The organism is Amycolatopsis oliviviridis, from assembly GCF_014654365.1.
Lineage (GTDB): Bacteria > Actinomycetota > Actinomycetes > Mycobacteriales > Pseudonocardiaceae > Amycolatopsis > Amycolatopsis oliviviridis.
In genome coordinates this window covers 940,968-953,837 of sequence record NZ_BNAY01000002.1, presented here as the reverse complement: position 1 = coordinate 953,837, position 12,870 = coordinate 940,968, and the positions used below count along the sequence as shown (strand labels likewise).

Here is a 12,870-nt window from a genome sequence, read left to right as displayed (position 1 = left end):
TCGGCGCGTGTCTTCGCCTGACCGGGCCCTCCTCCGTATGCTGGGTGCTCGCACGTTTGGGGGACATCATGACCGGCACCGACGAGGTACCCGGACCGTTCGCGCCCGCGCCGCCTCGTCCCGAAAGCCCCCGCAACACGGGTTCCGCCGTGGTCGGCCTGCTCATCGTCGCCGCCTTGACCGCCGCCGGGATGGCGATGGCGGGCGGACCGCGGGAGATCGACGGCCAGGCCCTCCCGGTGTCCGGCGCGTTCACCTCGGAAGGCGCCAAGGCCCCGGCCGGGACCGTGCGGCCCGCGCCCAAGGAGGTCCGGGAGCTGGAGACGAACCCGCTGCTGGCCGAAGGGGTCGCCCTCGGCGCGGTCACCTGCCGCCTGCCGGCGATCAGCCGTGACCCCGCGAAGCTGGAGACCTACTACAAGACCTTCGCCTCCTGTCTCGCCGAGGCCTGGAAACCCGCCCTTGACCAGGCGAACGAGCCCAACCTGACGGCGACCGTGCAGGTGACGCTGCCCGAGAGCAGCGCCTGCGGGAAGGCACCGAGCGAGAACGAGGCCGTCGCCTACTACTGCGGCGGGGACACCACGATCTACGCGCCGACCCAGTGGATGCTCAGCGACGCGGGCCTCGAACGGTCTCGTCACCTCGCGACGATGGCCCACGAGTACGGCCACCACGTCCAGCGCTCCAGCGGGATCCTGTCGGCGGCCGCGGAGAAGATGTCGTCGCCGGACGAGGACTCGCCTGCCGACAAGGAGCTGGTCCGCCGCATCGAACTGCAGGCGAACTGCTTCGGCGCGCTCGCCCTCGCGGCCGCCGCCGGGCGCGGTTCGATCAGCACGTCGCTGGCCAACGCGGCGCTCGCCGACTACGGCCGCGCCGACGACAGCGACACCCACGGCAGCCGCCGCAACCAGCTGAAATGGGCGAAGGCCGGGTTCTCCGGCAAGGCGACGTCGGCGTGCAACACCTGGGCGGCGCCCGCTTCGGAGGTCAAATGACCGACGACGTGATGGCTGAGATCAACACCGGTCTCCAGCTGCACATCTCCGGTGACCGGGCGGGCGCCCGCGAGAAGTTCGCGGCACTGTGGGAACGCATCGGCGAGGACGGCGACCCGCTGCACCGGTGCGCGCTCGCGCACTACATGGCCGACGTCTGCGACGACCCGGCCGACGAACTCGCCTGGGACCTGCGCGCGCTCGCGGCGGCCGATTCGCTCACCGACGAACGCGCGCAGGAGTACCACGCGACCCTGGCCGTGCGCGGGTTCTACCCGTCGCTGCACCTGAACCTCGCCGAGGACTACCGCAAACTCGGTGATCACGAGGCCGCGAAGACCCAGTGGGAACTCGGGCAGGGGACACTCGGCGCGCTCGGCGACGACCCCTACGGCGCGGGGATCATCGAGGCGTATCGCGCTCTTGCCACCAGGCTCGGACTCGAATCGGACTCTCCGGACTTTCGCGTAGGCCACTGAGGCCATAACCTGGAGTGACTCAGGTCACCCATCCGGGAGGAGCGCGTATGCGGATTTCCGATCTGTTGCGGAACAAGGGGGCGGCCGTCGCGACCGTCTCGCCGGAGACGAACGTAACCGAGCTGCTCGAGAGACTCGCGGAGCACAACGTCGGTGCGCTGGTGGTCGTCGACGACGAAGGCGGGATCGTCGGGATCGTCTCCGAGCGGGACGTGGTGCGCCGGCTCAACGAGCGCGGACCCCAGCTGCTCGACGGATCGGTGGCCGCGATCATGACGAAGCTGGTCGCCAGTTGCACCCCCGAGGACTCGGTCGACCAGCTGTCGGTCCTGATGACCGAACGCCGCATCCGGCACGTCCCGGTCCTGGTGGACGGCAGGCTCGCGGGGATCGTGAGCATCGGCGACGTCGTGAAGACGCGGATGGAACAGCTGGAGAAGAGCCAGGAACAGCTGGAGGCTTACATCTCGCAGGGCTGATCCGCCTCGCGAAAGTGCAATGAAGGGGCCTTTCATAGCAAAATTTGCTATGAAAGGCCCCTTCATTGCACTTGGGACGGGCTACTCGCGCCACCCAGAAAGCTCGACACCCTTCGCGACGTCCACCCGGTACCCGAGCGTAACGACGCCCTTCGCGCCGGCGGCGAGCGTCACCCGCCAGGTGAACTCGCCCAGCTCGGTCCGCTCCACCGGCTCCGGCGCGGTGCGGACGTCCCGGACGGTGATCGCGTCGTCCCGGGAGACCGGCGCCTGGTCCAGCACGGTCACGACGGCTTCGCGCGGGCTGTGGTTGGTGATCGTGGTGGTGTAGGTGGCCTCCCGCTTGCGGACGCCGGACAGCGTCGCCTTGCTCGCCGTGCGGTGCGTGAGTTCGCGGTCGACGCGGATCCGGTCGTCCACGCCGAGGGCGAGTTCGAGTTCCTCGCCCGGCGCCCAGACGTCGAGCCGGGTGGTGCCGACGAACTCCGTCTCGTGGAACACCGACGCCTTGCCCGGCCGCAGTGTGTGCTCCGACGTGTTGACCACGGTCGCCCGCAGGAACGCCTCTGGGGACACCGCCGGAGCGGTGAGGTAGCCCAGCTTCGCGGTCAGATCGAGTTGCGCGAGCGTCGTGCGGTGGCCCTGCGCGCCCGACGGCACCGCCACCGGGCGTCCCGGCCGGTAGGTGACCGCGGTGGTGCCCTGTTCGACGGACGCGGTCCGCGCCGCCATCGCGGGCGCGGCAGGCGCGGGCATGCCGACCGACTCCGGGATCCCGCCGCCCGCGGGCGACGCGCCGCCGTACGCGACACGTGCCGCCAGCGGTTTGAACTCTCGTACCCGGTCGAGGAACCACGGTTCTAGTTCCGGCACCTCCACGGTGTTCGCCGGCCGCGCCGTGGACAGGGCCAGCTCGCATTCGGGCCAGTCCTCGCCGGTGTGCTGGGTGATCCGCCCGTACCAGGTCACCGCGACGTCTTCCCCTCGCACGCGCACGTCGTAACCCGGTTCCCAGCTGGCGTTCGCGACCACATAGGACAGTTCGAGACCGATTTCCGCGCCGTCTTCGCGGCTTTCCAGCTCGACCGTGACCGTCGCGCTGTCCACTTCGGACACCCCTTGCTTCGCCTCGATCTCCCGGTCCAGCGCCTTGAGAGCGTCACGGAGCCGGGCCAGGCGGATGCCGAGTTCGCGGCGTTTCCCCAGCGCCTCGGCCAGCTGGGCGCCGAGCGCGTCGGTGACTTCGGCGACGCGGGGCGGTTCCGCCGTGCCCGCCGCGAGCGCCTTCGCGAAACTCTTGCCGCTGCGCGTGGCCAGCCCGGTCAGCAGATCGACCTTCGCGGTCTCCGCGGAGACCGCGTCCGCGACCTCGTCGACCACGGCCTGATCGGTCTTCCGCTGTTCGGTCAGCGCGCGCAGCGACGCGTCCGCGGGCGCGGGATGACGCTCGACGGCGACGTCGACCCCGGCGATGACCGCCGGACCGGACCCGGTGACGCGGACCGAATCGGTGTCCAGGTTCCACGGCAGGCCCGCGAAGGCGAAGCGCGTTTCCCCGTCGAGGCGTGCCGATGCCCGCCTCGTGATCCGGGCATGGTGCGGATAGACGGTGACGGCGACGATCGGTGCTTCCACGGTGCTCGGCATGCCTCCGACGTTAGTCTCTTGACACCCGTTCGGGGGGCCGGAAACCTCAGCTGGGTCTTGCCCGCCCGCCTTTTGGGGGTCCCGTGAGAGTCGCCAGACTCGCCGCCTTGTTCACCGCCGTCCTGGTCCTTCCGGCGACGGCGCTGCCCGCTCAAGCCGACGCGCCACCGACGCCGGTTTTCAAGGACGGCCAGGCACAACCGGTGTTCGACCCGGCGGACGTCATCCGGGAGAACGTCTGGGTCACCGCGCCGGTCGACAGCGACCACGACGGCAAGGACGACCTCGTGCACGCGGAGGTCGTGCGGCCCCGCGCGACCCAGCAGGGCATGAAGGTCCCGGTCGTCTACCAGGCCAGCCCGTACTACGCGGGCGGCAACGACGTCGCGAATCACAACGTCGACGTGGAGCTGTACGTGCCCGGCGCCAAGCGCGCCCCCGCGGGCCCGAAGATCGCGACCAAGACCGTCGGCCCGAACCCGGCTCCGATCAACTGGAGCTACCAGAACTACTTCGTCGCCCGCGGCTTCGCCGTGGTGTACGGGGAGTCGCTCGGCAGCGGTCAGTCCACCGGCTGCCCGAGCACCGGCGACGTCAACGAGACCATCGGCGCCAAGTCCATTGTGGACTGGCTGAACGGCCGCGCGACGGCACGGGACGCGGCGGGCAAGGCCGCGGTCGCGGACTGGAGCACCGGCAAGACCGGCATGATGGGCGTCTCCTACAACGGGACGCTGCCCAACGCGGTGGCCAGCACCGGCGTCAAGGGGCTGGAGACGATCGTCCCGATCGCGGCGATCTCCAGCTGGTACGACTACTACCGCAACGACGGCGCGGTCGTCGCGGCGGGCGGTTTTCAGGGCGAGGACGCGGACGTGCTCGCCGACTACGTCTACACGCGCCAGGATCGCGCCGTCTGCCGCCCGCTGATCGACGAGATCGCCGTCGACCAGGACCGGGTGACCGGCGACTACAGCCCGTTCTGGGACGTGCGCAACTACCGCAACGACGTGAACAAGGTGCGGGCCTCGGTGCTCGTGGTGCACGGCCTCGGCGACTGGAACGTCAAGACCGACCAGGGGACCCGCTGGTACGAAATGCTCAAGGCGCACGGCGTCGAGCACAAGATCTGGCTGCACCAGGCCGGGCACGCCGACCCGCTGAGCCTCCGCCGCGACGTCTGGCTCACCACGCTGAACAAGTGGATGTCGCACTATCTCTACGGCATCGACAACGGTATCGAGCGCGAGCCGAAGGCCACCATCCAGCGCGAGGACAAGTCGTGGGTGGACGAGCCGGAGTGGCCGCTGCCCGGCGCCCAGGACGTGAAGCTCTACCCGTGGCCCGGTGGCTCCTCGAAGGGCAAGCTCGACACCCGGAACCCCGTTCCGGGCAAGGCCGCCGTCGAGAAGCTGGCCGACGACGCGAGCAAGACCGTCGAACAGCTCGCCAACGCGGCCTCGTCGGGCAACCGGCTGCTGTACTCGACGACCGCGGCGAGCCAGCCCGTCCGCCTCTCCGGCACCGTGAAGGCAGACCTCTCGCTGTCCTTCGACAAGCCGGCCGCGAACGTGACGGCGGTGCTCATCGACCGGGCCCCGAACGGGACGGCGAAGGTGATCACCCGCGGCTGGACCGACCCGCAGAACCGGCGCGACCCCGCCAAGACCGACCCGATCACCCCTGGTGAGAACTACAAGGTCGAGGTGGAACTGGTCGCGAAGGACTACCTGCTCGCGGCCGGGCACAAGATCGAGTTCCTGGTGGCCTCCAGCGACCACGACTACACGCTCCGGCCGAAGCCCGGCGCCGGGGTCTCGGTCGAGCTGAACCGGACCTCGCTGGTGCTGCCGGTGGCGGGAGGCAAGCCCGCGCTGCGCGCCGCCTTCGGCTGAGGCCGAGCCCTGTCCACGCCGGATGCCACGTCCCGCCCCGGGACGTGGCATCCGGCGTTTTCCGGCCGGAAAACACCGACCGGACCTCGCGCTTGTATGGAAAATGTATTTCCTCCGGGTTTGCTTCGCCGCGTCCGGCTTCCCCACCCGATGGAGGTCTCCCCATGTCCAGGTTGCGCCGCTTCGCCGTGCTCGCCGCGGCGGCCGTCGTCCCCGCGCTCGGCCTGACCCTCGCCGGTACGACGCAGGCGTCGGCCGCCCCGAACTTCCAGGTCCCGTTCAAATGCGGTGTCACGGTCACGGCCGCCACCTTCAGCGGGCACAGCCCGGCGAACTCGGTCGACTTCCAGAAGTCGGGGATCACCGGGATGCCGGTGGTGGCCGCGGCGGGCGGCACCGTCAGCCGGGTCGCCAACGAAGGCAGCACGAGCTACGGACGCTGGGTCGAGGTCGACCACGGTGGCGGCTGGACCACCCGGTACGCGCACCTTTCGACGCAGTCGGTGTCGGTCGGCCAGGCCGTCAGCCTCGGCAAGCAGCTCGGCACGGCCGGGTCGACCGGCGGTGTGACCGGTCCGCACCTGCACTTCGAAGAGCGCCTCAACGGCGTGGCGCAGAAGGCGAAGCTGAACGGCGTCGCGGTGCCTTACTACGGCCACACCAACTTCACCAGCAAGAATTCCTGCGGCGGCAACCCGTACGAGGCCACCGAGGTCTGCGGCAGCGGGTTCTCGGTGGTCGACTCGCAGGCGCTCGCCGGCGGCTCCGGCACCGCGTACCTGCTCTACAACTCGTCGACCAAGGCCAACTGCGTGACCACGTTGAAGGCGGTTTCGCTCGGCACCGCATCGCCGGTGTCGGCCTTCCTCGAAGTCCAGGGTTCGGCTCGCACGACCGACTCCGGCAGCTTCACCTACTACGCCGGGCCGGTGAAGAAGACGGCCGCGTCGACCTGCGTCAAGTGGGGCGGATCGGTCGGGTCGAACACCTACGAGAGCCCGTTCGAACACTGCGACTGACCCCGCGGGGCCGGGCACTGTAGATCACCCCACCGACAATCCGGCGTGCTCGCGGCCGGTCCCGGTGGCGCTGTCCACAACGGTCCCGGCTGTCCACAGATGTGTCCCGCCCCCACCCAGCGGCCCTGTTCCCGCCGCAGGGTGGGGGCATGACCACAACCACCCCGACCGGCAGGACCAAGGTCGATCTGAAGGATCCGGCGGACCTGCTCGCCGCGATCCCGTACATCCTCGGGTTCCACCCGGAGAACTCCGTCGTCGTCTTCGGGCAGAAGGGGCCGGACCGCACAAGCCAGGGCCTCACGATGCGCGTGGACCTCCCACCGCCCGCCCTGGAGAAAGACCAGGCGCTCGACCTCGCGGCCAGGCTCTCCGTCACCGGGCACACCGGCGCCACGGTGGCCGTCGTCGGCGGCGGTTCCCCGAATCCGGCCGGGCGGCCACCACGCCGCCGCTTCCTCCGGCGCCTGGAATCCTCGCTCGCCGAAGACGGCATCCCTCTGCTGCACTCGCTGTGGGCGCCGTCGATCACCGAGGGCGCGCGGTGGCGGTGCTACCGCGACCGGGACTGCGGCGGTCTCCTGCCCGACCCTCGCAAGTCGGTGGCCGCCGCGGTCACCACCAGCGAGGGGCACATCACCTACGAGAGCAGAGAGGACCTGGAGCGCCTTTTCGAAGCCGGTCCGCCGGAAACGCTCGCGCGCCGGGCCGACATGCTGACCAGGATGGGCGGCCCGCCCTGGGGAGACGACGACCTCGTCGAAGCGGGGCTCGCCGAGGTGAACGCCGCGCTGGCCCGCACCGAGCGGGGCGACGAGGTGACCACCGACGAGCAGGCCGTCCGGCTGGCGTGGGCGCTTTCCCTCGTCGAGGTCCGGGACGCCTGCCTGCTCACCGCGGCCCCCGCGGGCGCACCTCTGGCGCGAGCCGCGGAGGCTCTCTGGCTCCGTCTCGCCCGTGAGCTCCCCGAACCGGAATCCGCCGAGGCGCTGTGCCTGAAGGCGCACGCCGCCTACGCCCGCGGTGACCTGACCATCGCCAACATGGCGCTGGTCAGGGCCCGCGAAGTCGATCCGGAACACCGGATGGCCAGGCTGCTGGCGGCCGCCCTGGACGGGATGCTGGCGCCGTCCGAAGTGGCCAGGATCGTCCTGCGGCAGCGGGCGGAGGAGCCGCCCGCGCTCAGGCTCAGACCGTCTGGCGGGACTGAGTGAACGTCCACGCGTCGGCCACGATGCCGTCGAGGTCGGTGCGCTCGGGCTTCCAGCCGAGTTCGTCGCCCGCCCGTTCGCTGGAGGCCACCAGCACCGACGGGTCGCCCGCCCGGCGCGGCGCGACCGCGGCGGGGATCTCGTGACCGGTGGTGCGGCGGCACGCCTCGATCACTTCGAGCACGGAGAAACCTGTGCCGCTGCCGAGGTTGTAGATGCGGTGCTCGCCGTCGACGGCGTGCCGCAGGGCCAGCAGATGCGCGTCGGCGAGGTCGACCACATGGATGTAGTCGCGGATGGCGGTGCCGTCCGCGGTCGGGTAGTCGTCACCGAAGATCTGGATCCGCTCGCGGTCCCCGGTGGCGACTTGGAGCACGAGGGGGATCAGGTGGGTTTCGGTGGTGTGCCGCTCGCCGAAGGAGCCGTAGGCGCCGGCGACGTTGAAGTAGCGCAGGCTGACGGCGGCGATGCCGTGGGCACGCGAAAACGAGGTGATCGCGTGGTCGATGGCCAGTTTCGTCGCGCCGTAGGTGTTCGTCGGCCGCGTCGGCGCGGTCTCCGGGATGGGGGAGGACTCCGGCTCGCCGTAGGTGGCCGCGGTGGAGGAGAACACCAGCCGCTTCGTGCCGTGGTCGCGCATCGCTTCGAGCAGGCGAAGCGAGGTCAGGACGTTGCCCTCCCAGTACTTCGCCGGATCCGTCATCGACTCGCCGACCAGCGACTTGGCGGCGAAGTGGAGGACACCGTCGAAACCGTCGCCGAGAAGGCGCTGGGCGACCTCGGCCGCGTCGCCCTCGACGAACGTGGCGTCCGGGTGCACCGCGTCGGCGTGCCCGGTGGAGAGGTCGTCGACCACGGTGACGTCGTGCCCAGCCTCGATGAGGCGGGCCGCGCAGACGCTGCCCACATAACCGGCTCCGCCCGTCACCATCAGTTTCAGGGCCTTGGTCGGTTCGTCGGTCACGTTCGCGCCTTTCTGCTGCGGATGCGGTCGCGGCCCAGTGTCCTCGCCCCCGGGCACACGGCCCGCCCGGGGGTCTCGCCGCGACGGGTCCTAAAGCTCGTCGCGGCCCGCGCCGCGCGACGGCACGGCGGTGAACAGCCTGGGGTGGCGCAGATCCGCCGCCTCGTACGCCGCCTTCACCGCTCGCCCCACGGTGTCCACATCGGACTCCCGGACCAGCGCGATCGCCGAACCGCCGAAGCCGCCGCCGGTCATCCGCGCGCCGAGCGCCCCGGCCTCGCGGGCGGAATCGACGGCGAGGTCGAGTTCGCGGGTGGAGATCCGGTAGTCGTCGCGCATGCTGACGTGCGAGGCGTCCAGCAGCGGGCCGATCTCGGTGATCCGGCCCGCGCGCAGCAGGTCCACGGTGTCGAGGACCCGCTGATTCTCCGTGACCACGTGGCGCACCAGCGGCACCAGCTCGTCCGGCAGCTTCGCGAGCGCGGTGTCGAGACCGTCGACGTCGATGTCCCGCAAAGCCTTCACGCCGAGCAGTTCCGCGGCGCGTTCACAGCCCCGGCGGCGTTCGCCGTAGCCGCCCTCGGCGTGCGAGTGCTTCGTGCGGGTGTCCATGATCAGGATCCGGACGCCGGATTCCTCCAGCGGGAACGGCACCTGCTCCAGCTCGCCGGAGCGGACGTCGAGGAACAGCACGTTCGATTCCGTGCAGCACAGGGACGCGGTCTGGTCGAGCAGACCGGTCGGCGCCCCGACGAAGTCGTTCTCCGAACGCTGCACCCAGCGGGCCACCTCGTGCAGGCCCGGCGAATCCGCGCCGGTCCCCGGCGTGACGCCGGCCAGCCCGAGGAGGGCGAGCGCGACGGCGCATTCGAGTGCGTGGGAGGAGGACAGTCCCGCCCCCGAGGGCACGTCCCCCGCGATCGCCACGTCCGCGCCGGCACCGAAGCCTTGGTCGCGCAGCACCCAGGCGACCCCCGCCGGGTACGCGGCCCACCCCTCGACCGAGCCGGGCTCCAGGTCGCCGATGGTGAGCGGGCCCGATTCCTGGACCCGGCCGTCCGAGCCGAGGGTGGCCACGGTGAGCACGCCGTCCTCGCGCGGGGCCGCCGCGGCGGCGAGCCGGTGCGGGAGGGCGAACGGCAGCACGAAACCGTCGTTGTAGTCGGTGTGCTCGCCGATCAGGTTCACCCGGCCCGGCGCCGACCAGACCCCGGCCGGAGCCCGGCCGTGAAGCGTCCGGAAGGTCGCCGCGGCGTCGGACGCGGCGCTCACCTGGCCTGCGCCAGGACGGCGTGCAGGGCCGAGGTGGCCACCTGGGCGGTGTTGCTTCCCCCGGTGACCTCGATGGTCCCGCCGGGTGCCGCCTTGCCGACCTTGACCCGGCTGCCGGGCACGATGCCGACCGACTTGAGCTCGGTCATCAGCGTCTCGTCCAGCTGCACATGCTCGGCGATGCGGCGGATCTCGACCTCGCCGCCACCCATCCGGGCGAATTCGTCGAGCCGCACGAGGTCGGCCTCGGCCGGCGGGGCGGGATCGCCGTCGCCGAGCTTGTCCAGTCCCGGGATCGGGTTGCCGTAGGGCGACGTGGTGGGGTGGTCGAGCAGCTTGACCAGCTTGCGCTCGACGGCCTCGCTCATCACGTGTTCCCAGCGGCAGGCCTCGTTGTGGACGTGCTCCCACTCCAGGCCGATGACATCGACCAGGAGGCGCTCGGCCAGGCGGTGTTTGCGCATGACCGCGATGGCGAGCTCGCGCCCGTGCTCGGTCAGCTGCAGGTGCCTGTCGTCCGCGACGACGACCAAGCCGTCACGTTCCATCCTGGCGACGGTCTGGCTCACGGTCGGGCCGCTCTGCTGCAGCCGCTCCGCGATCCGGGCCCGCAGCGGGACGACACCTTCTTCTTCGAGCTCGTAGATGGTACGCAAGTACATCTCTGTGGTGTCGATGAGATCGTTCACGCTGTCCCCTTCGTCCGCGTTGCTCATCGTAGTCGCTGGCACCGACAGCGACGCAGGTGTGGGGACAACAAGCGCCCTGCCGGGAAAAGTCCCCCCAAGCTGGGCGCGGAGCCGTCCGGCGCGGGAAGATGGCCGCATGCGCCCCATGATCACCACCAGCGAACTCGCCGCGCAGCTCTCCGGCCCGGAATCGGCACGCTCCGTAGTCCTCGACGTCCGCTGGCGGCTCGCGGGCCCGCCCGGCGCCGATTCCTATCGTGAGGCACATCTCCCGGGCGCGGTGTACGTCGACCTCGACACGGCGCTCGCCGGGGAGCCGGGTGACGGCGGCCGTCATCCGCTGCCCGCACCGGAGACCTTGCAGCGGCACCTGAGGGCGGCCGGGGTTCGCGCCGGGCACCCGGTCGTGGTCTACGACGACTCCGACGGGTCGGTCGCGGCCCGCGCGTGGTGGCTGCTGCGCTGGGCCGGGCACGCCGAGGTCGCCGTGCTGGACGGCGGGTTCGCCGCCTGGGCCGAGGAGGAGCGTCCGCTCACCACCGAGGTCCCGTCGCCCGCGGAGGGGGACATCGTCGTCGAGCCCGGCGGAATGCCGGTGCTGGAGGCGGCCGAGGCCGCCACGCTCGCCAGGGACGGGCTGCTCTTCGACGCGCGGGCGAAGCCGAGGTACGCGGGGGAGACCGAGCCGATCGACCCGCGCGCCGGGCACATCCCCGGCGCGGTCAACGCGCCCTTCTCCGGGCATCTCTCGGAGGACGGCCGCTGGCGCGACGCCTCGGAACTGGCCGAGCGGTTCGAAGGATTCGGCGTGACGCCGGAGACGCCGGTCGGTGTCTACTGTGGATCGGGCGTCACCGCCTCGTCCGTCGTGCTCGCGCTCGAGGTCTCCGGTCACCCGGTGCCCGCGGCGCTGTACGCGGGTTCGTGGTCGCACTGGTCCCGTGATCCGGAGCGCCCGGTGGCCACGGGAGACCTGCCCGGCTGACCCGCGGGCGGCCGGAACGGGGGCACGAGCCGCGGCAGGGCACTAGAGTTCGGACCATGCGAGCACCGGCCGTCGTATGGGACTCCTCGCTGCTGGGTTACGACCTCGGCGGCGAGCATCCGTTCAATCCGGTGCGGCTCGAACTGACCATCCGGCTCGCGACCGAACTCGGCGTGCTCGACGGGGTCGAGCTGCTCGTCCCTGACGCAGCCGGCGAGGACGAGCTGCGCCGCGTCCACCTGGACGAGTACATCGAGGCCGTGCGGCAGGCGCCGATGACCGGTGCCGATTTCGCGCACGGGCTCGGCACCGAGGACAACCCGGTGTTCACCGGCATGCACGAGGCTTCCGCGTTGGTCGTCGGTTCGACGCTGCTGGCCGCGCGGAAGATCGCCGACGGCGAGGCGACCAGGGCGGTGAACATCGCCGGCGGGCTGCACCACGCGATGCCGGGCAAGGCGTCGGGCTTCTGCGTCTACAACGACTGTTCGGTGGCGATCTCGTGGCTGCTGGACCACGGTTTCGACCGCGTCGCCTACGTCGACACCGACGTCCACCACGGCGACGGCGTGCAGACGGCGTTCTACGACGACCCCCGGGTGCTGACCGTTTCCCTGCACCAGCACCCGTTCACGCTGTGGCCGGGCACGGGCTACTCGGCGGAGACCGGCAAGGGCGGGGCCGAGGGCACCGCGGTCAACCTCCCGCTGCCGCCCGGCACTCGCGACGGCGGCTGGCTGCGGGCGTTCGAGGCGGTGGTGCCGTCGCTGCTGGAGCAGTTCCGGCCGCAGGTCCTCGTCACCCAGTGCGGCGTCGACTCGCACGAGGAAGACCCGCTGGCGGATCTCTCGCTCTCGGTGGACGGTCATCGCGCCATCTACCGGCGGCTGCGGGAACTGTCCGAAGTGCACGCCGGCGGCCGCTGGATCGCCGTGGGCGGCGGTGGCTACCAGCTGATCCGGGTGGTGCCGCGGTCGTGGACCCATCTGCTCGCCACCGTGCTCGACCGCGACGTCGACCCGGCGACGGCCCTGCCGCCGAACTGGGTCGCGTCGATCTCCAGGGCGGCGCCGAAGGCCGAGATCCCGCCCGGCATGTCCGACGGCCGCGACACCGCCTTCGTCCCGTGGGGAGACGGGGCCGACGAACCGGTCGACATCGCCATCCGCGACACCCGCCGCGCGATCTTCCCGCTGCACGGCCTCGATCCGGACGATCCGAGGGACTGA

At 71.1% G+C, this 12,870-nt stretch carries 12 protein-coding genes; 8 read left to right on the top strand and 4 right to left on the bottom strand.

Going from position 1 to position 12,870, the window contains the following annotated elements; genetic code table 11:
* Positions 1-68: 68 nt before the first annotated feature.
* Genes IE302_RS11615 through IE302_RS11605 form a run of 3 tightly spaced genes read left to right on the top strand, consistent with a single transcriptional unit; the run spans position 69 to position 1,959 of the window.
* A complete protein-coding gene (locus IE302_RS11615) occupies positions 69-1,001 on the top strand; it encodes a neutral zinc metallopeptidase (RefSeq protein ID WP_191254472.1) in 933 nt (310 codons plus the stop codon).
* Complete coding sequence (locus tag IE302_RS11610) at positions 998-1,480, top strand: hypothetical protein (RefSeq protein ID WP_191254471.1); 483 nt, start codon at positions 998-1,000, stop codon at positions 1,478-1,480. The genes IE302_RS11615 and IE302_RS11610 overlap by 4 nt, the downstream gene beginning before the upstream one ends.
* Positions 1,481-1,527: 47 nt before the next feature.
* Positions 1,528-1,959, top strand: a complete 432-nt coding sequence (locus tag IE302_RS11605) for a CBS domain-containing protein (RefSeq protein ID WP_005164644.1) — start codon at positions 1,528-1,530, stop codon at positions 1,957-1,959.
* Between the two features lie 81 nt (positions 1,960-2,040).
* On the opposite strand, the gene IE302_RS11600 is transcribed toward IE302_RS11605, so the two are convergent.
* Positions 2,041-3,606, bottom strand: a complete 1,566-nt coding sequence (locus IE302_RS11600) for a DUF4139 domain-containing protein (RefSeq protein ID WP_191254470.1) — start codon at positions 3,604-3,606, stop codon at positions 2,041-2,043.
* Between the two features lie 83 nt (positions 3,607-3,689).
* Between IE302_RS11600 and IE302_RS11595 the strand changes: the two genes are divergently transcribed.
* The 3 genes from IE302_RS11595 to IE302_RS11585 all read left to right on the top strand — a co-directional run bounded on the left by IE302_RS11595 (position 3,690) and on the right by IE302_RS11585 (position 7,734).
* Positions 3,690-5,501: a Xaa-Pro dipeptidyl-peptidase gene (locus IE302_RS11595; RefSeq protein ID WP_191254469.1), complete on the top strand. Its 1,812-nt coding sequence runs from the start codon at positions 3,690-3,692 to the stop codon at positions 5,499-5,501.
* Between the two features lie 164 nt (positions 5,502-5,665).
* Entirely contained in the window at positions 5,666-6,520 is an 855-nt protein-coding gene (locus IE302_RS11590; protein ID WP_191254468.1) for a M23 family metallopeptidase, read from the top strand.
* Between the two features lie 149 nt (positions 6,521-6,669).
* Positions 6,670-7,734: a DUF4192 domain-containing protein gene (locus IE302_RS11585; RefSeq protein ID WP_191254467.1), complete on the top strand. Its 1,065-nt coding sequence runs from the start codon at positions 6,670-6,672 to the stop codon at positions 7,732-7,734.
* Here the strand turns inward: IE302_RS11585 and galE are convergent.
* The 3 genes from galE to IE302_RS11570 all read right to left on the bottom strand — a co-directional run bounded on the left by galE (position 7,709) and on the right by IE302_RS11570 (position 10,683).
* On the bottom strand, positions 7,709-8,662 hold the full coding sequence (galE, locus tag IE302_RS11580; protein ID WP_373307966.1) for a UDP-glucose 4-epimerase GalE: 954 nt from the start codon (positions 8,660-8,662) through the stop codon (positions 7,709-7,711). The genes IE302_RS11585 and galE overlap by 26 nt on opposite strands.
* 123 nt (positions 8,663-8,785) lie before the next feature.
* Entirely contained in the window at positions 8,786-9,967 is a 1,182-nt protein-coding gene (gene galK / locus IE302_RS11575) for a galactokinase (RefSeq protein ID WP_191254465.1), read from the bottom strand.
* On the bottom strand, positions 9,964-10,683 hold the full coding sequence (locus IE302_RS11570) for an iron-dependent transcriptional repressor DtxR (RefSeq protein ID WP_077241287.1): 720 nt from the start codon (positions 10,681-10,683) through the stop codon (positions 9,964-9,966). The genes galK and IE302_RS11570 overlap by 4 nt, the downstream gene beginning before the upstream one ends.
* Positions 10,684-10,792: 109 nt before the next feature.
* Between IE302_RS11570 and IE302_RS11565 the strand changes: the two genes are divergently transcribed.
* Together IE302_RS11565 and IE302_RS11560 are read left to right on the top strand one after the other, a co-directional pair.
* Positions 10,793-11,641: a sulfurtransferase gene (locus tag IE302_RS11565; RefSeq protein ID WP_191254464.1), complete on the top strand. Its 849-nt coding sequence runs from the start codon at positions 10,793-10,795 to the stop codon at positions 11,639-11,641.
* A 56-nt stretch (positions 11,642-11,697) separates the two neighbouring features.
* A complete protein-coding gene (locus IE302_RS11560; protein WP_191254463.1) occupies positions 11,698-12,870 on the top strand; it encodes an acetoin utilization protein AcuC in 1,173 nt (390 codons plus the stop codon).

What these genes read in the sequence shown, in the direction of transcription:
- IE302_RS11590 (WP_191254468.1), top strand. Translation starts at nt 5,666, where the DNA reads ATGTCCAGGTTGCGCCGCTTCGCCGTGCTCGCCGCGGCGGCCGTCGTC.
- IE302_RS11560 (WP_191254463.1), top strand. Translation starts at nt 11,698, where the DNA reads ATGCGAGCACCGGCCGTCGTATGGGACTCCTCGCTGCTGGGTTACGAC.
- IE302_RS11585 (WP_191254467.1), top strand. Translation starts at nt 6,670, where the DNA reads ATGACCACAACCACCCCGACCGGCAGGACCAAGGTCGATCTGAAGGAT.
- galE (WP_373307966.1), bottom strand. Translation starts at nt 8,662, where the DNA reads ATGGTGACGGGCGGAGCCGGTTATGTGGGCAGCGTCTGCGCGGCCCGC.
- IE302_RS11565 (WP_191254464.1), top strand. Translation starts at nt 10,793, where the DNA reads ATGCGCCCCATGATCACCACCAGCGAACTCGCCGCGCAGCTCTCCGGC.
- IE302_RS11605 (WP_005164644.1), top strand. Translation starts at nt 1,528, where the DNA reads ATGCGGATTTCCGATCTGTTGCGGAACAAGGGGGCGGCCGTCGCGACC.
- IE302_RS11610 (WP_191254471.1), top strand. Translation starts at nt 998, where the DNA reads ATGACCGACGACGTGATGGCTGAGATCAACACCGGTCTCCAGCTGCAC.
- IE302_RS11600 (WP_191254470.1), bottom strand. Translation starts at nt 3,606, where the DNA reads ATGCCGAGCACCGTGGAAGCACCGATCGTCGCCGTCACCGTCTATCCG.
- IE302_RS11615 (WP_191254472.1), top strand. Translation starts at nt 69, where the DNA reads ATGACCGGCACCGACGAGGTACCCGGACCGTTCGCGCCCGCGCCGCCT.
- IE302_RS11570 (WP_077241287.1), bottom strand. Translation starts at nt 10,683, where the DNA reads ATGAGCAACGCGGACGAAGGGGACAGCGTGAACGATCTCATCGACACC.